Source organism: Verrucosispora sp. WMMD573 (genome assembly GCF_027497175.1).
In the GTDB taxonomy this organism is placed as follows: domain Bacteria; phylum Actinomycetota; class Actinomycetes; order Mycobacteriales; family Micromonosporaceae; genus Micromonospora.
Window position 1 is genome coordinate 2,516,038 of sequence record NZ_CP114901.1, and the last position, 20,060, is coordinate 2,536,097.

The 20,060-nt window shown below is 69.5% G+C and carries 12 protein-coding genes; all 12 read left to right on the top strand.

Translation table 11 applies throughout. From position 1 onward, the window contains the following. Window positions 1-26 precede the first annotated feature (26 nt). The 12 genes from O7601_RS11570 (at window position 27) to O7601_RS11625 (ending at window position 20,051) form a co-directional block, all read left to right on the top strand. Window positions 27-10,448 (top strand): non-ribosomal peptide synthetase, encoded by a 10,422-nt coding sequence (locus O7601_RS11570; RefSeq protein ID WP_281566163.1) that lies wholly within the window; start codon window positions 27-29, stop codon window positions 10,446-10,448. Window positions 10,449-10,475: 27 nt separating this feature from the next. After that, on the top strand, window positions 10,476-10,688 hold the full coding sequence (locus O7601_RS11575) for an MbtH family protein (protein ID WP_281566164.1): 213 nt from the start codon (window positions 10,476-10,478) through the stop codon (window positions 10,686-10,688). A gap of 2 nt (window positions 10,689-10,690) precedes the next feature. Then, complete coding sequence (locus O7601_RS11580) at window positions 10,691-12,253, top strand: tryptophan halogenase family protein (protein ID WP_281566165.1); 1,563 nt, start codon at window positions 10,691-10,693, stop codon at window positions 12,251-12,253. Continuing rightward, entirely contained in the window at window positions 12,250-12,792 is a 543-nt protein-coding gene (locus tag O7601_RS11585; protein ID WP_281566166.1) for a flavin reductase family protein, read from the top strand. Before O7601_RS11580 ends, O7601_RS11585 begins: the two co-directional genes overlap by 4 nt. Further along, entirely contained in the window at window positions 12,780-14,729 is a 1,950-nt protein-coding gene (locus O7601_RS11590; RefSeq protein WP_281566167.1) for a RiPP maturation radical SAM C-methyltransferase, read from the top strand. The genes O7601_RS11585 and O7601_RS11590 overlap by 13 nt, the downstream gene beginning before the upstream one ends. A gap of 22 nt (window positions 14,730-14,751) precedes the next feature. Further along, window positions 14,752-15,570 carry an alpha/beta fold hydrolase gene (locus O7601_RS11595; protein ID WP_281566168.1) on the top strand — a complete coding sequence of 273 codons (819 nt, stop codon included), beginning with the start codon at window positions 14,752-14,754 and terminating at the stop codon, window positions 15,568-15,570. 158 nt (window positions 15,571-15,728) lie between these two features. Continuing rightward, window positions 15,729-16,418: a hypothetical protein gene (locus O7601_RS11600; RefSeq protein WP_281566169.1), complete on the top strand. Its 690-nt coding sequence runs from the start codon at window positions 15,729-15,731 to the stop codon at window positions 16,416-16,418. Window positions 16,419-16,436: 18 nt separating this feature from the next. Continuing rightward, window positions 16,437-17,477, top strand: a complete 1,041-nt coding sequence (locus tag O7601_RS11605) for a class I SAM-dependent methyltransferase (protein ID WP_281566170.1) — start codon at window positions 16,437-16,439, stop codon at window positions 17,475-17,477. Between the two features lies 1 nt (window position 17,478). After that, complete coding sequence (locus O7601_RS11610) at window positions 17,479-17,706, top strand: MbtH family protein (protein ID WP_281566171.1); 228 nt, start codon at window positions 17,479-17,481, stop codon at window positions 17,704-17,706. After that, the gene (gene gntD, locus O7601_RS11615) at window positions 17,703-18,722 is read left to right on the top strand and encodes a guanitoxin biosynthesis L-enduracididine beta-hydroxylase GntD (protein WP_281566172.1); all 1,020 of its coding nucleotides are present in this window, start codon (window positions 17,703-17,705) and stop codon (window positions 18,720-18,722) included. Before O7601_RS11610 ends, gntD begins: the two co-directional genes overlap by 4 nt. Before the next feature lie 74 nt (window positions 18,723-18,796). After that, window positions 18,797-19,549: an SDR family oxidoreductase gene (locus tag O7601_RS11620; protein ID WP_281566173.1), complete on the top strand. Its 753-nt coding sequence runs from the start codon at window positions 18,797-18,799 to the stop codon at window positions 19,547-19,549. A 67-nt stretch (window positions 19,550-19,616) separates the two neighbouring features. Beyond that, window positions 19,617-20,051 carry a hypothetical protein gene (locus tag O7601_RS11625; protein WP_281566174.1) on the top strand — a complete coding sequence of 145 codons (435 nt, stop codon included), beginning with the start codon at window positions 19,617-19,619 and terminating at the stop codon, window positions 20,049-20,051. Window positions 20,052-20,060 lie beyond the last annotated feature (9 nt).

Below are 20,060 nucleotides of genomic sequence, written 5' to 3' on the forward strand. Positions count from 1 at the left end.
CGACCGTCCAGTTCGAAGGGACCGCCATGTCTGACACCCTCGCCGAGCGGCTCGCCCAGCTCTCCCCGGAGCGACGCCGACTGCTGCTGGAGCGGTTGGGCCGCGGCGACGCGCGTGCAACCGGAGTTCCACGGGCACCCCGCGACGCCGCCCTCCCACTGTCGTTCGCCCAGGAGCGGCTCTACTTCCTGTGGCGGCTGGCTACCACCTCGGCCGCGTACCACGCTCCGGTGGCGGTGCGCCTGCGGGGGCCGGTCGACGTGGCGGCGCTCGGCGTGGCGCTGTCGGCGGTGGTGGCCCGGCACGAGGTGCTGCGCACCCGCTACGTCGACGGCGCGCAGGGTCCCGAACAGATTGTCGGCCCGGCTGTCCCGGTGCCGTTGCCGGTGGTGGACGTACCGGCCGGCCGCCGGACGGAAGCGGAGCTGCGCGAGCTGATCGACGCCGAGACGCTGCGCCCGTTCGACCTCGCCGAGGGCCCGGTCCTGCGGGCGATGCTGTACCGGCGGGCACCGGAGGAGCATGTGCTGCTGCTGGTGCTGCACCACATCGCCTGCGACGGATGGTCCCTGCCGATCATGTGGCGGGAGCTGTCCGTGGTCTACGGCGGCGGCGTCGCCGCGGCGGCACAGCTACCACCGCTGCCCGTGCAGTACGCCGACATCGCCTGGTGGCAGCGGCGTCGCAGAGCCGACGGGGAGTACGAGCAGGGCCTGCGTCACTGGCAGGAACGGCTGACGCAGGTGCCCGTGCTGGACCTGCCGACCGCCCGACCCCGGCCGGTGGTGCCCACCTTCGACGGGGATCGGGTACCGGTACGGGTGCCGGCTCCGGTCGCGGACCGACTGCGTGAACTCGGCCGGGCCAGCGGTTGTACCCCGTTCGTCGTGCTGCTCGCCGCCTTCCAGGTGCTGCTGTCGCGGTTGTCCGGTCAGTCGGACATCGCGGTCGGCACCCCCGTGGCCGGGCGGGACTCGGACGCGGTCGCCGGGCTGGTCGGGTTCTTCGCCAACACCGTCGTGCTGCGGGGCGACCTGTCCGGCGATCCCACCTTCACCGAACTGCTCACCCGGATCCGGGCCGTCGTGCTCGATGGACTGGCCCATCAGGACGTGCCCTTCGACCAGGTTGTCGAGCGGATCAACCCGGCGCGGGACGCCAGCGCCACCCCCCTGTTTCAGGTCATGTTCACCACCGACGGGGACGCGGCCGCCGCCAACGATGCCTGGAACCTGGGCGACGTGGCCGTCGAGCCGTACCCGGGGGCGGGGCAGGGCGCACAGGTCGACCTGACCCTCGGTCTGCGCGAGGGCCCCGACGGACTGGCTGGTGAGCTCGAGTACAGCGTGGACCTGTTCGACCGGGACTCCGCCGAGCGGATCGTGGAACACCTGAAGCAGCTGCTCGCCGGCATCGCCACCACACCGGACCGCAGGATCGGTGACTACCACCTGTCGACCAGCCACGAGCGCCGCCAGATCCGGGACTGGAACAACACCAGGCTGACCTACTCGCCGTCAATCTCGATCGAGCAGCACTTCGAGGCGTACGCGGACGCGACACCGGACGCGCCCGCGCTGGTCTGCGACGGTCAGGTCCTCACCTTCGCGGCCGTCGAGGAGCGCGCGAACCGGATCGCGAACCTGCTGCGTCGCCACGGGGTCGGCATCGACGACCGGGTGGCGATCTGCGTCGGCCGTGGCCACGACACGGTCGTCGCGCCACTGGCCGTGCTCAAGGCCGACGCCGCCTTCGTACCGGTGGACCCGGAACAGCCTCGGGCCCGGGTGGCCGTACTCCTGAACGACGCCGCGCCCACGGTGGTGCTCAGCGACGCCGCCACCGCCGCTGACCTGCCACCCGGCCCGTGGCAGGTGGTCCGGCTCGACGACCCGGACGCCCTCGCCGGGGTGCCCGCCGACCGGCCGCCCCGCACCGCACCCCCGTCCGCCCTGGCCTACGTGATCCACACCTCCGGGTCGACCGGTACGCCGAAGGGCGTGATGGTGACGCGGGGCGGCACGGCGAACCTTCGGGCGGCCTGGACGACCTGGGAACCGGGGTCGCTTCGCCGGTGGATGACCATCGCCAGCTCGGCTTTTGACGTCTTCGTTGGTGACCTGGTCCGCAGCCTGACCTTCGGTAGCTGCCTGATCCTCGGCCCCCGGTCGCTCGCCCGTGACCCGCAGGCCCTGGTGGACATGCTCGCCGTGGAAGGCGTTGACGCGTTCGACACGGTGCCCGCCGTACTGACCGCGATCACCGCGCACCTGACGGACACCGGCCGTACCCTGCCCGACCTCAGGCTGCTGATGGTCGGTGCGGACAGCTTCGCGGTCAGCGACTACACGGCCGCGCTGGGGGTGCTGCCCAGCGGGGTGCGGATCGTCAACGCCTGGGGGGCCACCGAGACGTCGATCGACAGCACGATGTTCGCGGCCCGGCCCGGCGTCACCACCGTCTCCGGCATCGTCCCGGTGGGTTCTCCGGTGGCGAACACCGCCGTGCACGTGCTAGACGAGCAGTTGCGTCCGGTGCCGATCGGCGTCGTCGGTGACCTGTACGTCGGCGGTCACGGGGTGACCCGGGGTTACCTCAACCGGCCCGGACTGACCGCCGACCGGTTCCTACCCGACCCGTACGGCAGCGACAGCGGCAGCCGGCTCTACCGAACCGGGGACCGGGGCCGGTGGCTCGCCGACGGTGTCATCGAGTTCATCGGCCGAAGTGACGACCAGGTGCAGATCCGGGGCCACCGGGTCGAGCCCGGCGAGATCGAGACAGTGCTGCGCGGGCACGACGCGGTCAGCGAGGCGTGCGTGGTGGCGATTCGCGACGGAGTGTCCCACCACCGGCTTGTCGCCTACGTCGTGGCCGCGCCCGGCCGTGCCGCGTCCACCGGCGACCTGCGCGCCTACCTGGACGAACGATTGCCGGCCCAGTTGCGGGTCGCGGCCTTCGTGCCGATCGACCGGCTACCCCGCACGCTCAGCGGCAAGGTGGACAAGTCCCGGCTGCCGATGGTCACGCCCGAGGACGATGCCGTGAACCGGGTCGCCCCGCGAGATGACACCGAACGCGCCGTGGCCGAGGTGTGGCGGCAGGTGCTGGGCCGTGCCGACGAAATCGGCGTACACGACGACTTCTTCGAGATCGGTGGGCACTCGCTGCTGGCCACCCGGGTGGTCTTCGGCCTACGTCAGGCGCTCGGGATCGAGCTGCCGGTCCAGGCGGTGTTCGACGCGCCGACGGTCGCCTCGATGGCGGCCCGGCTCGCTACCGCCGGGCCCGCTGACGGCCCGCCGCCGGCACCGGCGCCGCGCCCGGCCGAGGGGATGCCGCTGTCGTACGCGCAGGAGCGGCTCTACTTCCTCTGGCAGTACGCACCGGAGTCACCTGCCTACAACATGCCGGTCGCGGTGCGCCTGCATGGGGCGCTCGATGAGGGCGCCCTCGCCGGTGCCCTGGGCGACGTGGTCGCCCGGCACGAGATCCTGCGAACCCGCTACCTCGCCACCGAAGAGGGGCCGGTGCAGGTCGTCGACCCGCCGCTGCCGGTCGCGCTGCCGGTCCTCGCGGTCGGCGGACTCGCCGACGACCTGGTGAGCCGGATCCTGCACGACGAGTGGGCCCGACCCTTCGACCTCGCCGGGGGCCCGGTGGTGCGTGGCTGCCTGCTGCGGGTCGACGAGCACGAACACGTCCTGCTCGTCGTGCTGCATCACATCGCCTACGACGGTTGGTCCCACCAGATCGTGTGGCGGGAGGTGGCCGAGTGCTACCGAGCCCGCCGCGCCGGCACCGTACCTCAGCTCGACCCGGTGGCCCTGCACTACGCCGACTTCGCCTGGTGGCAACGGCAGCGGCAGGCGCACGGTCGGTACGAGGGAGCGCTCGGCTACTGGCATCGGCAGCTAGCCGATCTCACGGTGCTACGCCTGCCGACCGACCGTCCGCGCCCCGCGATGCCCAGTTTCGCCGCCGACCGGGTACGCCTGGAGTTGCCCGAGCAGACCGTACGGCAGCTGCGAGAGCTGGCTGCGGCGCGAGGCGTCACGCCGTTCATGGTGCTACTCGCCGCCTTTCAGGTGCTCCTCGCACGGCTGAGCGGCCAGCGTGACATCGCGGTGGGCACGCCGGTCACCGGCCGCAGCCGCCCCGAACTCTCCGATGTCGTCGGATTCCTGGTCAACAGCGTCGTCGTGCGTACCGAACTCGGCGACACCCCGCACGGTCCGACCTTCGTCGAGTTGCTGGAACGGGTACGGGGCACGGTGCTCGGCGCGTTGCGCCACGCGGAGGTGCCCTTCGATCAGGTGGTGGAGCGGCTCAATCCGGTCCGGGACCAGAGCCTGTCGCCGTTGTTCCAGGTGATGTTCACCCTGGCGGGCGCCGAGGACGAGCCCGCCGATCTTGTCGATGTCGAGGTGCGGACGCAGGACCTGGCGCTCACCTCGCTCCAGTTCGACCTGGCGCTGATGATGCACCTCTCCGGTGACCAACTCACCGGGGAGCTCTACTACGCCACCGACCTGTTCGACGGTGGCACCGTCACGCTGCTGGCCGAGCGGCTGGTACGCCTGCTGAGCAACCTGGTGAGCGAGCCGACGACACCGGTCTGCCAGGTCGAGATCCTGGCCGAACGGGAACGGCGTGATCTGCTCAGCACCTGGGCGGGCAGGGCAGGCGAGCCCTCCGCCACGACACTCGCCGAACTCTTCGAGGCACAGGTCGCCGCCACCCCGTCCGCGCCCGCCGTGGAGGCGGGCGGCCGGAGCCTCCGCTACGCCGAACTCAACGAGCGGGCCAACCGGCTAGCTCGCGCCCTGGTCGCCCGTGGGGTCGGCCCGGAGCGGACGGTCGCGCTCGCGTTGCCCCGCTCGATCGACCTGATCGTCGCCATCGTAGCGGTGGCCAAGACCGGCGGCGCCTACCTGCCGGTGGACCTCTCGTACCCCGCCGAACGGCTCGCCTTTCTGCTGGACGACAGCGCACCGACGGTGGTCCTCACCACGCGGGCCGGTCTGGCCGTACCGCCGGTGGCCGCGGCGGCCGGGCGGGTCGTGCTGGAGGAGCTCGACCTGACCACGGCAGCCCCGGCGAACCTGTCCGATCTGGACCGTCTCGGCCCGTCGCGCGCCGCCCACCCGGCGTACGTCATCTACACCTCGGGCTCCACAGGTGTCCCGAAGGGCGTCGAGGTGACCCACAGCGGCCTCGCTGGGCTGCTGGCCAACCAGATCGCCCGGCACGACGCCGGACCCGGTGCGCGGGTGTCGCAGCTGGTGTCACCGAGCTTCGACGTGATGGTGGCGGAGGTGTCGATGGCGCTGCTGGCCGGTGGCTGCCTCGTGCTGGCGCCTGCCACCCTCGCAGGCGAGGAACTGTACGCCTATCTCGCCCAGCACCAGATCAGTCATGCGCACATCCCGCCCTCGGTGCTGGCCACCGTTCCGCAGCGGGAGCTGACGCACCTGAGCACGATCGTGACCGGTGGCGAGGGGTGCCCGCCCGACGTGGCCGCCTTCTGGTCGACCGGCCGTCGGATGGTGATGGCCTACGGCCCGACCGAGGCGAGCATCGATGTCAGCTCGCGAAGCTACGACCCGGCCTGCCCCCCGGACCCGGGCACCGTACGCGCCGACATCGGCCGTCCGATCGCGGGCGTGCGAGTGTACGTGCTGGACGAGGGGCTGCGCCCGGTCGCGCCGGGGGCGGCCGGTGAGTTGTATGTGACCGGTCCCGGGCTGGCCCGGGGTTACCGGGCCCGACCCGGCCTGACGGCCTCCCGGTTCGTGGCCGACCCGTACGGGCCGGCCGGCTCGCGCATGTACCGCACCGGCGACGTGGTGTGCTGGCGGCCCGATGGCGGGTTGAACTTCCTGGGCCGGGCCGACGAGCAGGTCAAGGTGCGCGGGTTCCGGGTGGAACTCGGCGAGATCGAGGCGGTGCTGGCTGCCGGCCCACAGGTGGGGCAGGTGGCGGTGGTGGTCCGCGAGGACCGCCCCGGCGACCAGCGGTTGGTGGGCTACGTGAGCGCGGCGGACGGTGCCCAGGTCGATATGGAGGCGGTGCGGGCAGCGGCGGCCGAGCGGCTGCCCGGTTTCATGGTGCCGTCGGCCATCGTGCTGCTGGAGGCGTTGCCCCTGACGCCGAACGGCAAGCTGGACCGAGCGGCGCTGCCGGCACCGGACCTGGGCACGGGCGGCGGCCGGCTGCCAGTCGGTCACCGGGAGTCGGTGCTGTGCGGGCTGTTCGCCGAGGTGCTGGGCATCGACCGGGTCGGTGTCGACGACGGCTTCTTCGACCTGGGCGGGCACTCGCTGCTCGCGACGCGACTGGTCGCCCGGGTGCGGTCGGTGCTGGGGGTGGAGCTGACCGTCCGCGCGCTGTTCGAGAATCCGACTGTCGCCGCCCTCGCCAGGGCCGTCGACCCCACCCTGCCCGCCCGCCCGTCGGTCCGCGCGGTGCCGCGCGGTGAGCGTATTCCCCTTTCCTTCGGCCAGCAGCGCCTGTGGTTCCTGGACCGAATGGACGGAACCGACACCGGTGCCCGGAACACGCCGGTCGCGCTGCGCCTGGCCGGCCCGCTCGATGTGGACGCGTTGGTCGCCGCCATAGCCGACCTTGTCGCGCGGCACGAGCCGCTGCGGACGGTGTTCGGCGAGGACGCCGGAGCGCCGTTCCAGACGGTGCTGCCCCCGACCCGGCCGCCGATGCCGGTGCGGGACACCACCGAGGCGGACCTCCCCGACGCGCTGGCCAAGGCGACCGCGGGCGGCTTCGACCTTGCCGCGCAGATTCCGCTACGCGCACATCTGTTCCGCCTTGATCCGGAACTCCACGTCCTCCTGCTGGTCATCCACCACATCGCCGTCGACGGGGCGTCGCTCGCGCCACTGAGCCGAGACCTGGCCGACGCCTACACGCTGCGTCGCGAGGGCCGGGTGCCGCAGTGGCCGCCGCTGCCGGTGCAGTACGCCGACTACGCCGTCTGGCAGCGGGAGATCCTGGGTGACGACGCTGACCGCGACAGCGAAATCAGCCGGCAGCTCGACTACTGGCGGACGAATCTGGCCGGGTCGCCGGAGGAACTGGCCCTGCCCACCGATCGGACCCGCCCTCCAGTCGCCAGCTACGCGGGCGACACCGTCGCCCTGAGCCTGGCCGCCGACCAGCACGACGCGCTGTTGAAACTGGCTCGCGACCGGCGGTCGAGCCTGTTCATGGTGGTGCAGGCCGGACTCGCGGCGCTGCTGTCGAGGATGGGCGCGGGCACCGACATCCCGATCGGCACCCCGTCGGCGGGCCGGGGCGATCCGGCGTTGGAGGCGATGGTCGGCTACTTCGTCAACACCCTGGTGCTGCGTACCGACCTCAGTGGCGATCCCACCTTCGCCGAACTGCTCGACCGGGTTCGGGACACCGACCTGGCCGCATACGACAACCAGGACGTCCCTTTCGAACGTGTGGTGGAGGCGGTCAGTCCGACCCGTTCGCTGGCCCGGTTCCCGCTGTTCCAGGTGCTGCTGGCGTTCCAGAACAACGCCGCCGCCGCGTTCGACTTCGCGGGCCTGCGGGTCAGCCACGAGGCGGTCCGGCACGGAGTGTCGGAGTACGACCTGACTCTGGACGTGTTCGAGGACTACGGCCCGGATGGCTCCCCAGCGGGTCTGCGCGGCTACCTGGAGTACTCGACCGATCTCTTCGACGAGCCGTCCGTGAGTGCGCTGGCCGAACGCCTGGTGCGGCTGCTGACCTCTGCCGCCACCGATCCGCACCTGCCGGTGAGCGAGCTGGAGGTGATGTCGGACGACGAACGCCGCGCACTCACCGAGGACTGGATGGGCCCGAGCCTGCCCGCGCCGCCGGTCCGGCTGGTCGACCTGCTCGTCGAGCAGGTGTCCCGTACCCCTGACGAGATCGCCGTGGTCCATGACAGCCAGCGGATGACCTTCGCCGAGTTGGACGGGCGGGCCAACCGACTGGCGCGGCTGCTCATCGACCGGGGGGTCGGCCCGGAGCTGGTGGTCGCCCTGGCCGTGCCACGCTCGGCCGACATGATCGTGGCCCTGTTCGCGGTGCTCAAGGCCGGCGGCGCCTACCTGCCGTTGGACCTGGAGCATCCGGCGGACCGGCTGGCCTTCATGCTGGCCGATGCGGCACCGGTGGTCGTTCTCGGCACCGCCGACGGCCTGGCCGCGCTGCCGCGGCTGGCCACTCCCGTGGTCCAACTCGACCACGACGCGGTACGCGCCGAACTGGCCGCGCTCTCCGACGCGGAGCTGACCGACCCGGAGCGGCTCCAGCCGCTGCGACCGGAGAACCCCGCATATGTCATCTACACCTCCGGGTCGACGGGCCGGCCGAAGGCGGTGGTGATCGAGCACCGGGGCATGGTCAACCTCTACTGGAGCCATCGACACACATTCTTCCGGCCAGAGGTGGCAGCCGCCGGCGGTGGCCGGCTGCGGATCGGCTTCACCGCGCCACTGACCTTCGACACGTCGTGGGACTCCCTGCTGTGGATGCTCGACGGTCACGAGCTGCACGTGATCAACGACTTCGTCCGCCGGGACGCGGAGGCTTTCGTCGACTACATCGACCGGCAGCGGATCGGCTTCGTCGACCTCACGCCGTCGTTCATGCAGCAACTCGTAGCGGCCGGCATGTTCGCCGCCGGCCGGCACCACCCGACGGTGCTGATGGTCGGTGGTGAGGCTGTCACCGAAACGCTGTGGGACGCGATGCGCTCCGCGCCGGACACGGCCAGCTACAACTTCTACGGCCAGACGGAATGCTCGAACGACACCGCCTCGTACCGGGTCGCCGACGGGGACGTACCGCTGATCGGCAAGCCCATCCTCAACTCCCGCCTGTACGTGCTGGACGAGGCTCTTCGGATGGTGGCGCCGGGTGCGGCAGGGGAACTGTACGTGGCGGGTGCCGGACTCGGCCGCGGGTACTGGGGGCGTGCGGGGCTGACCTCGACCCGGTTCGTCGCCGACCCGTTCGGCCCACCCGGCACCCGCATGTACCGCACCGGGGACCTGGTGCGCTGGGGGTTGGACGGCAACCTCGGCTTCGTCGGCCGGGCCGACGACCAGGTGAAGGTACGCGGCTTCCGGGTGGAACTGGGCGAGATCGAGGCGGTGCTGGCCGCGGACCCCACGGTCGGCCAGGTCGCGGTCGTGGTGCGCGAGGACCGTCCCGGTGACCAGCGGCTGGTCGGCTACGTCTGCCCGGTCGCCGGCGGACGGGTCGACGTGGCCGCGCTGCGGGCCGGGGCCGGCCGGCAGCTTCCAGGCTTCATGGTGCCGTCGGCGCTGGTGTCGATGGACTCGCTGCCGCTGACCCCCAACGGCAAGCTGGACCGGTCGGCGCTGCCCGTGCCGGAGTCGACCGGCGGTGCCGGTGGCCGGGGACCGGCCGGCCCCCGTGAGGTGGTGCTGTGCGGTCTGTTCGCCGAGGTGCTGGGCATCGATTCGGTCGGCGTCGATGACGGTTTCTTCGACCTGGGCGGCCACTCCCTACTGGCGACCCGCCTGGTGTCGCGGGTGCGTACGGCCCTGGGGGTGGAGCTGACCATCCGGACGCTGTTTGAGAATCCCACTGTCGCCACTCTGGCCCCGGCCATCGAGTCCGGGGTGACATCGGATCCGTTCGACGTGCTCCTGCCGATGCGTGCGCACGGGGACGGCGAGCCGCTGTTCTGCGTACATCCGGTCGGTGGGCTGAGCTGGTGCTACTCGGGACTGCTCCGGCAGGCGGGCATCGCTCGCCCGATCTACGGGCTGCAGGCGCGTGGCGCGAACGGCGGCGCGTTGCTGGCCGGCAGCGTCGAGGAGATGGCCGACGACTACCTCGTCGAGATTCGACGGATCCAGCCGCGCGGCCCCTACCACCTGCTCGGCTGGTCCTTCGGCGGCCTGGTTGCACATGCCATGGCCACCCGGCTGCAGGCCGACGGCGAGCGCGTCGCGGTGCTCACGCTGATCGACAGCTACCCGGCGACCGACGTGGCGGACGTGCGGGTCGAGACCGAGGTGGAAGCCCGTGCGCTGCTCTTCGACGCCCTCGGTCTGCCGGAGTCGTCCGCCGACCGGGGTGAGGCGACCGGTCCCTCCGACGGCGGACTCCGGCCGAAACCGGACGACGAACTGCTCGACGCCAAGTCCGTTGAGGCGCTGACCGGGGTGGTGCTGAACAACGCCCGCCTGATGGACGCGTTCACGCCTCGGCGCTTTCACGGCGACATGCAGTTGTTCGTGGCCATGCGGACCTGGGACGACCGGCTCGACCCCGCCGCGGTGTGGCGGACGTACGTCGAGGGTCAGGTCGACGTGGTGCGGGTCGACTGCGAACACGACCGGATGACGCAGGCCCCGGCGCTGGACAGCATCGGCCCGGCGGTGGCCGACCGGCTGCGAGACGCCCGCGGCCATTGAAATCCCCAGGACAGAGAGGAACCACCGATGACGCAGTCGGATGACATCCGTTTCAAGGTCGTGATCAACCACGAGGAGCAGTACTCGGTGTGGTGGTCGGACCGGCCCAACCCGCCGGGCTGGCAGGACGAGGGCACCGACGGCACCCGCAAGGAGTGCCTCGACCACATCGACCGGGTGTGGAAGGACATGCGGCCACGCAGCGTGCGGACCGCTCAGTCAGCGACCCAGGGAGCGTAGGGATGATGATTCGCGACGTTGTCATCGTCGGTGGCGGAACCGCCGGCTGGATGACCGCCACCTACCTCAAGACCGCCTTTCGGGACCGGATCTCGGTGACCCTCGTGGAGTCGGCGGCGGTCGGCACGATAGGCGTCGGCGAGGCGACCTTCAGCACCATCCGGCACTTCTTCGACTACCTGGGCCTCGACGAACGCGAGTGGATGCCGCAGTGCAGCGGCTCCTACAAGCTGGCCATCAAGTACGACAACTGGCGCGGCGACGGCAGCCACTTCTATCACCCGTTCGAGCGGCTGCGTACCTCCGACGGGTTCACCGCGGCGGAGTGGAACCTGGCCCTCGGCGACCCGACCGAGAGCTTCGACCGGGGCTCGTTCATCACGCCATACCTGTGCGAGGCCCAGCGTTCGCCCCGGATGCTCGACGGCAGTCTCTTCACCACAAGCCTGGACGGCGACCTGGGTCGTTCCACCCTCGACGAGCAGCGGGCCCAGTTTCCCTACGCCTACCACTTCGACGCCGCACTGATGGCCCGTTACCTGACCAAGCTGGGTGTCGCCCAGGGCGTACGGCACGTCGTCGACGACGTGGTGGGCGTGGGGCAGGACGAACGCGGCTGGATCACCCACGTCAGCACCCGCAACCAGGGGCCTGTGACCGGCGACCTGTTCGTGGACTGCACCGGCTTCCGGGGTCTCCTGATCAACCAGACGTTGCGGGAACGGTTCATCTCCTTCACCGATGTGCTGCCGAACAACCGCGCGGTGGCGCTGCGGGTACCCCGGGACATGGCTGAACACGGGATCGCGCCCTACACCAGGGCCACCGCCAAGGGAGCCGGCTGGATCTGGACCATCCCGCTGTACGGCCGGATCGGTACCGGCTACGTGTACTCCGACGAGTTCTGCGAGCCAGAGGAGGCGGAGCGCACGCTGCGTGAGTTCGCCGCGCCCGGTCAGGACGACCTGGAGGCCAATCACATCCGGATGCGGATCGGCCGCAACGAGCGGTCCTGGGTGAACAACTGCGTGGCGGTCGGCCTGTCCAGCGGCTTTGTCGAGCCGCTGGAGTCCACCGGCATCTTCTTCATCCAGCACGCCATCGAGCAGCTGGTGAAGCACTTCCCGGACAGCACCTGGGACCAAACACTGATCCGCGGCTACAACGACAAGGTCGCCCGGGTGATCGACGGAGTGAAGGAGTTCCTGGTCCTGCACTACGTCGCCTCGCCCCGTCAGGACACCCCGTACTGGCGCGAAACCAAAATGCGCAGCATTCCGGACGGGCTGGCTGAGCGGTTGGAGACAGCCGCGGTACGGGTGCTCGATGAGAGCACGATCTACCCCTATTACCACGGGTTCGAGGTGTATTCGTGGATCACCATCACGCTGGGCATGGGGTTGGCTCCGAAGACCGCCCGTCCGGCTGTGGCGCACATCGACCCGACGCGGGCGGCGGCTGAGTTGGCAGCGATCCGGTCGGACGCCGCGCGACTGGTCGACACGCTGCCCAGCGCGTACGAGTACCTAAACACAATTCAGCCGGTACCGGTGGCTCAGTCATGACCGTCGTACCGACGCGGCCGGCTGCCGAACCGGGCCTGGTGCAGGGGTGCCGGACCTTCATGAGCGGCTTCCCCACCGGGGTGGCCGTCGTCACCAGCGTCGACGCTGCGGGCGCACCGTGGGGACTCACCTGCTCGTCGCTGATGAGCGTCACCCTGGAGCCACCGACGCTGCTGGTGAGCCTGCGGGTGGGCAGCCGGACGCTGGCCGCCATCGAGGACCGGGGGCGATTCGGGGTCAACCTGCTGCACGCCCGGGGGCAGCGGACCGCGGAGGTCTTCGCCGCCGGTCAGCCGGACCGATTTCACCAGGTGGTTTGGCGCCCCCGGGGCGATGACCGCCTGCCGTGGCTGGTGGAGGACGCGTGCGGGTTCGCGGCCTGCATCCGGTCCGACGTCCGCGTCGTCGGCGACCACGCACTGGTGGTGGGGCAGGTCGTCGAAGTGCAGTACACCGCCGACACGCCGCTGCTGTACGGGCTGCGCCAGTACTCGACGTGGCGGCCCTCGACCGTGGAAGGGTCTACATGCGCCAGCTAGCCCTCGTCAACATGCCGTTTGCCGATCGGCGTCGGCCGTCGTTCGGGCTCAGCCAGCTGTCCGCGCTGGTACGTCGCGACTTCGCGACCGAATTCGACGTTCGGGTGTGTTACCTCAACCATGACTTCGTCCGTTACTTCGGCGCACAGGAGTACGACGCCATCGCCGGAGACATGGACTTTCACGTCGCCGGTGTGGGGGACTGGATGTTCCGGCAACTCGCCTTTCCGGAACTGCCCGACAATGTCGACGAATACTTCAGTCGCTACTTCACCGGACCGGCAAAGGCCGCCCTGCGGCGGACGGTGCTGCGCCGTCGTGAGGGCCTGACGGACTTCCTGCTCAGCATGATCGACAAGTATCGGCTCGACGAGGCCGAACTGCTCGGGTTCAGTTCGATGTTCACCCAGAACCTGCCCAGCCTCGCGGCGGCCCGGCTGGTCAAGGGGCGCAACCCGGCGGTGACCACGCTGATGGGGGGCGCGAACTGCGAGGCGCCGATGGGCGCGGCTCTGGCGCGGCACTGCCCGCAGCTCGATTTCGTCTTCTCCGGCCCCGCCCTGGTCACCTTCCCCGAGTTCCTGCGTAGCGTGCTGAACGACGACCTGGACCGTGCGCACCAGATCAGAGGCGTGGTGACTCGGCGCAACCAGATGGAGAGCCGGTACCGCAAGGCGATCGGCCCCAACGCCGACATCGACGACTACTTCGACCCGGACTACACCGAGTTCCGGGCCTCGTTCGAGCAGATGGTGCAGCTGCCGGCCGCCGCCGCGGAGCCGATGTTGTTCTTCGAGACCTCCCGTGGCTGTTGGTGGGGGGAGCGGGCGCACTGCACGTTCTGCGGCCTCAACGGCCAGACCATGGCCTACCGGGCGATGCGGCCGGAGAACGCGCTCAAGCAGTTCGACTGGCTGTTCTCGCACGCGCCGTGGGCGACGAAGTACTGCTGCACGGACAACATCATGCCGATGGACTACCTCACCGAGGTGTTCCCGAAACTCGACCCGCCCGAGGACATCTCGATTTTCTACGAGGTGAAGGTGGGTCTGGACATCGAGGACATGGCGGTGCTGAAACGCGCCGGGGTCAACGAGATCCAGCCCGGCATCGAGGCGATGGCGACGCCGACGCTCAAGCTGATGCGCAAGGGCACCTCGTCGTTCCAGAACATCCAGTTCCTCAAGAACTGTCTGCGGTTCGGCATTTCCCCGGTGTGGAACCTGTTGATCGGGTTCCCCGGTGAGGCGGAGGAGACCTACCGGCGGTATGTGGAGGATCTGCCGCTGCTGTCCCACCTGCCGCCGCCGCAGGGGTGCTTCCCGGTCCGCTTCGACCGATTCAGCCCCTACTTCAACAACGCGGCCGAGTACGGGCTCGACCTTGAGCCGGTGGATCACTACCGGCTCACGTACCCCTTCGACCCGGAGGGGCTACGCGACGTTGCCTACTACTTCGCCGACCAGAACGTCTCCGACTACATGATCTCGGCGGCGACCTGGATACGTCCGCTGCGCGACCGGGTCGACCAGTGGAACGCGGCCTGGGTGGCGAGCGGTGGGCCCGTGCTGAGCCTCACCCGGGCCGACGGAGTCACCACCATCCGAGACACGCGGTCAGGCCAGGAAAACAGCTACCTGCTCGATGACGTCGACACGGAGTTGCTGCTGCATCTCGACAAGCCGGTACGGGTGGACAAGCTCGCCACCGAGTTGCCGCACCTGGCGGACGTGCTTCAGAGCCGGCTGGCCGGGTTGCGCGAGCGACGGCTGCTCTTCTTCGAGGGGCACCGGGTGATGAGTCTCTGTGTTTCCGACAGTGATGTCGATCCGATGCCCCGGCCCCGCCGCACCGTGGTCGGTGGGACGAGGTCGCTACCGCTGTCGCCGACCCGACCAGCGCCGGACATCCGGGATCTGTCCGTGCCCGTGGCCTAGGCCCGGATCGAAGGAGCCAGTCATGCCGATCGTGGTGGCCAACGGTACGAGGATCAACTATGCCGAGCGTGGTGCGGGTGAGCCGGTCGTCCTGGTGATGGGAACCGGCAGTCCGGGCAGCGTCTGGCAACTGCACCAGGTGCCGGCACTGGTGGCGGCCGGCTACCGGGTCCTCACCTTCGACAACCGAGGGATCTCGCCGTCGCCGCCGGGTGCCGCGAAGCCAACGGTGGAGGACATCGTCGGCGATGTCGTCACGCTGGTGGAGCGCATCTGCGGCGGTCGGGCCCGACTGATCGGCACGTCGATGGGCGCGCACGTGGTGCAGGAGGTGATGGTTGCCCGTCCGGACGTCGTGCAGCAGGCGGTGCTGATGGCGACCCGGGGCCGGACCGACACCTTCCGGGGAGTGCTCGCCTCGGCGGAGGCGACCATCGCCCTGGGGGAGGCCAAGCTTCCACCGCGGACGTACGCCGTTTGGCGGCTGATCCAGAGCCTTTCTCCGCACACGCTCAACGACGAGGAGCAGGCGCGTTCCTGGCTGGACCTGATGGAGTTCTTTCCACCCTCCATCGAGGTAGCAGAAGCTCAGACGGAACTGGAACGGATGGCTGACCGGCTCGACGCGTACCGCCGGCTCACGCCGCCGCCGGACGGCTGCCTGGTGATCGGCTTCGCCGACGATCTGGTGACGCCGCCGCACCTGGGGCGGGAGGTGGCCGAGAGCATTCCCGGCGCTCGTTTCGAGGAAGTCCCCCGGTGCGGGCATTTCGGCTATCTGGAGCGCCCGGAAGCCGTCAACGCCTTGCTCGTCGAGTTTCTTCGGTCAAGCGTCCGATGACCACGTCCTGCAATGGATTGTGCGCCGTCCCGTGCCGCGAGCGTGATGCCGGCAAAGGGCGACAAATGCGTAATCGAAGCGAATAGGAGGTAATTATGGAAGCTTCATTGGTGGATCCTCTGGTAAGTATCGCGGCGCACGAGGTGAACTCGGAGCAGTTGGCCGAGGCGCGCGAGCATCTCTCCCGGTTCGGTCTCGCGAAACTGTCCTTCATCGTGCCGGAGGAGGTGAAGGCTGCCGTCGCGGCCGAGGTGCTGGAGCTGGTCGGTGCGGCGGGTGTCCGCCGTGACCTGCGCTTCGCGTCGACCGGCAACACCCTACGGAGAATGCGAAACGTGCGGCGCGACGAGGTAGTGCGCCGCAGCACCGTCATCCCGGCGATCTATCACTCGGAGGCACTGCTCGAATTGCTCACCGAGGTGGCTGGGGAGGCCGTGCTGCCGTGCCCGTACGAGCCGGAGCAGTACGTGATCACCCGGCTGGAGGAGTCCGGCGACACGCACGGCTGGCACTGGGACGACTACGCCTTCGCATTAGTGTGGATCATCGAGTGCCCGGCGGTCGAGCACGGCGGTTTCGTGCAGTGCGTGCCCGGCACGACGTGGAACAAGAACGACCCGCAAATTCATCGAGCGTTCCTTGACGGGCCGACATATTCGGCCTCGTTCGTGCCCGGCGACCTGTATCTGATGCGCACCGACACCACCCTGCACCGGGTATATCCAATTACCGCAGGGATCCGCACGATCATCAATATGGGATATGCCGCCACCACGGATCTGGAACGGCATATCTCACACGAAACCATGGACGCGTTGTGGGCCGAATCGGCTCCGGCGGCGCCCTGATCCACCAAGGAGGAAACAATGACCGACACAACTGCTGCGGCACGTCCGACAACGACTCCCTCATACACGGTCGGTGCCGCCGCCAGCCTCTTCTCGTCCTATGTGGTCACCGCGGCCATCTCCGCCAGCCACCAGCTCGGCCTGCTCGACCTGCTGCACGCCGAGGGCGGGACCGACGTCGCCACGGCGGCCGGCAACCGTCTGGACCACGGTGTCGTCCGCCGCCTGCTGGACACCATGGTCTGGGCGAAGGTGGTGGACACCGATGGCGACCGTTACATCGTCGGCCCGGGTTTCGCGGACGTGTTCGCCGCCCGCGGCTACTTCTACTGGGTGGTCAAGGGCTGCGGCGAGTTGTTCTCCATCGCTCCCGACGTCGCGGCACCGGAGCAGCGGGTCGGCGACTTCTACCACCGCGACATGCGAGCTGTGGCGATCGGTTCCCGCCTGATCGGCGACAGCGAGGTGGAACCCCTCTTCGACGAGATCATCACCGGGTTGGACTTCGGCACGATCGCCGACCTTGGCTGTGGTTCCGGGCAACGCCTGATCCGAATCGCCGAGCGTGATCCGTCAGTGACCGCAGTCGGTGTCGACATCGCTCAGGGCTCGGTGGAACTGGCCGAGAAGTCGGTGGCCGACGCGGGCCTGGAGGGTCGGGTGCACATCGTGCGGGGTGACGTGCTGACCCTGGAGCCCGCCGAGGTCTTCGCGGACGTGGAGGTGGTGACCTGTGTCTTCATGGGGCACGACTTCTGGCCGATGCAGCGGTGCGTGGATGGGCTGGCGAACCTGCGGCGGGCGTTCCCGAACGTCAAGCGGCTGCTGCTCTGCGACGTGGTCCGCACCCCGGGTCCGGCCAGCCCGGAGACGACCACCATCTTCACCCTCGGCTTCGAGCTGATCCACGCGCTGATGGGCGTCTACATCCCGAGTCGGGAGGAGTGGCTGTCGGCGTTCCGCGCGGCCGGTTGGCAGCTGGTCCGCGAACGTCAGGTGGCCGCGCCGCCGTCCGGGATCCTGTTCGAGTTGGTCCCGTCCGCCCCTCGGAGCGCCTGAGATGTCCAACCCGTTCGACCGGCAGGACGGCACCTACCTGGTGCTGGTGAACGCCGAGACGCAGTACTCCCTGTGGCCCGAGTCGAACCCGGTACCAGCCGGCTGGTCGGTGGCGCACGGTCCGGCGGGTCGGGACGACTGCCTCGCCTTCGTCGAGGCCACCTGGACCGACATGCGGCCGGCGAGCCTGGTCCGGGCGATGGCGGCGGACTCTGGAGTGTCGCAGTGAGCAACGACTGGCCCCGCTATCAACTCAGCGACGCCGATCTCGCGTCGTTGGCCTCGATCGCCGAGACGATCCGGTCGGCACCGTTCGCTGACCCTCTTCGCCCCGAGTTCTACGACCGAAACAGGTACGCGGTGCGGCACCTGCCGCCCGGCCTGTGGGAGTTCCTGGACGAGTTCCGGCACGGCGAGCCGGCGGCGGCCTGCTCGGTCCACGGCTTCCCGATCGACGATCGGGAAGCTGGGCCGACGCCGAGGCACTGGAACGCCGAGCAGCGTGGCGCCCAGGTCACCGAGGTCGAGGTGTTCATGGCGCTGTGCGGCATGGCGTTGGGGGATCCTTTCACCTGGGCCACGCTTCAGGATGGACGGCTGGTGCAGAACATCGTGCCGATCGCCGGAGACGAGGAGCGGCAGAACGGGCACGGTAGCGAGGCGTTGCTGGAGTTCCACACCGAGGATGCGTTCCATCCGCACCGTTGCGACTACCTGTTGCTGTTCGGCGTGCGCAACGAGGACAAGGTGGCCACCACGGTGGCGTCGGTCCGGGACCTGACCCTGGACGCGGCCGACGTCGAGGTGCTCCGGCAGCCCCGGTATCACATCCGACCCGACGACGAGCACATTCGCCAGCTCACCCTGAGCCAGCCGGACCACCCGGCGCTCAGGTTGGTCGAGCGGATGCGGGACGCTCCGGAGCCGGTGGCGGTGCTGTTCGGCGATCCGGCGCGGCCGTACCTGCGGATCGACCTGCCGTTCATGCAGTGCGTGGGGGGCGACGACGACGTCACCGCCCAACGTGCGCTGGACGCGCTGCACACGCAGCTGCTCGCGCATCAGCACGATGTGGTGGTGGAGCGCGGGACGCTGCTGATCGTGGACAACTACCAGGCGGTGCACGGCCGCAAGTCGTTCCGGGCCCGCTACGACGGGACCGACCGGTGGCTCAAGAAGATCACGGTCAGCCGCAACCTGCGGAGGGCCACCGGGGCGCCGGCTAGGAGTCGGGTGCTCGTCTGACCAGGAAAGACCAGGACCACCGGGGTGGGCGCGGTGTGGCGCCCACCACGGCCACACAGGAAGGGCAGAGTCCGATGCGGTCGGTAATCATTTCCGGTGCCTCCAGTGGCATCGGCTGGGCGACAGCGCAACGCTTCGCCAGCGGCGGCGACCGGGTCATCAACCTCGACGTAGGACCTCCCACCGTTCCGCACCACCCTGCGGTGACGTGGATCGAAGCCGATGTTGCGGACTGGTCGGCGACCCGCGCCGCGGTACGGCAGGTGGCCGAGACAGGGCCGATCGACGTGGTGATCGCGAACGCGGGAGTCAGCGTCCGGCACGGTGTGTTGGAGCTGACCGAGGCCGATGCGCGCCGGGTCGTCGACGTCAACCTGCTCGGCGTGCTGGGGTTGTGGCAGGCTGCGGCCAGGGTGATGGTGCAGCAGCAGGCCGGGGTCCTGCTGGCCACCGCCTCGGTCAATGGAGCACGGGGGTACCCGTTCTACGCCGACTACAACGCCACCAAGGCCGGCATCGTGGCGCTGTGTCGGACTTTCGCCCTGGAACTGAGTCCCTGGATCCGGGTGGCGTGCGTCAGCCCTGGGGCGGTGCTGACGCCGATGCAACTGGCCGAGTACACGCCGGCCATGCTTGACGACGTGAACGCCAAGATCCCGGCCGGACGGCACGCCGCGCCGGACGAGATCGCTGCGGCGTTTCACTACCTAGCCTCCGCAGAGGCGAGTTTCCTCACCGGCCAGGAGTTGGTCATCGACGGCGCGGAAACGGCCGGAGCGACCACCGCTGTGTTCGGTACCGGCACGAAGGTCGAGGCGGTGGCATGAGCGAGCGGATCATCAGGCTGAGCGTGGTCGGGCCGTATGACGGTGCGACGCGGAACGAGGTCTTGGCATGAATCTACGACAGCGGGAGTCGGCGCAGACCAGAAAGACGGTGTTGTGGGTGATGGCTGGTTTGGTGGTGTTTCTGGTGTTGGCCGGTGCGGGCTCGATCGTCTTCCTGACCGCGCGCAGCGGTGGCGTCGCCAAGGATTTGGTGGACGACTACTACCGCACGCTGGAGGAGAGGCGCTTCGACGACGCGTACGGGATGCTCTGCCCCGAGGTCCGCGCCGACCAGTCTCCGGAGGCGTTCGCGTCGGCGATCGATGCCCGGCTGCCAAGCTCCCACGAGATGACCGGTGAGCTGCGGGTCAACGGTCTACCGTGGAAGACGACCGGCACCGTGGGAGTCCGCGTCAACTACGCCGACGGCACGACGCAGGACCGGATGGTGTCACTGCTCCGCGAGGACGGTGGCTGGCTGATCTGCGAAGCGTCGGCGTGAGTGGCCGCG

Excerpts from the sequence above, each read along its gene's own strand:
- O7601_RS11570 (WP_281566163.1), top strand. The coding sequence starts at position 27 with ATGTCTGACACCCTCGCCGAGCGGCTCGCCCAGCTCTCCCCGGAGCGA.
- O7601_RS11575 (WP_281566164.1), top strand. The coding sequence starts at position 10,476 with ATGACGCAGTCGGATGACATCCGTTTCAAGGTCGTGATCAACCACGAG.
- O7601_RS11580 (WP_281566165.1), top strand. The coding sequence starts at position 10,691 with ATGATGATTCGCGACGTTGTCATCGTCGGTGGCGGAACCGCCGGCTGG.
- O7601_RS11585 (WP_281566166.1), top strand. The coding sequence starts at position 12,250 with ATGACCGTCGTACCGACGCGGCCGGCTGCCGAACCGGGCCTGGTGCAG.
- O7601_RS11590 (WP_281566167.1), top strand. The coding sequence starts at position 12,780 with ATGCGCCAGCTAGCCCTCGTCAACATGCCGTTTGCCGATCGGCGTCGG.
- O7601_RS11595 (WP_281566168.1), top strand. The coding sequence starts at position 14,752 with ATGCCGATCGTGGTGGCCAACGGTACGAGGATCAACTATGCCGAGCGT.
- O7601_RS11605 (WP_281566170.1), top strand. The coding sequence starts at position 16,437 with ATGACCGACACAACTGCTGCGGCACGTCCGACAACGACTCCCTCATAC.
- O7601_RS11610 (WP_281566171.1), top strand. The coding sequence starts at position 17,479 with ATGTCCAACCCGTTCGACCGGCAGGACGGCACCTACCTGGTGCTGGTG.
- O7601_RS11620 (WP_281566173.1), top strand. The coding sequence starts at position 18,797 with ATGCGGTCGGTAATCATTTCCGGTGCCTCCAGTGGCATCGGCTGGGCG.
- O7601_RS11625 (WP_281566174.1), top strand. The coding sequence starts at position 19,617 with ATGAATCTACGACAGCGGGAGTCGGCGCAGACCAGAAAGACGGTGTTG.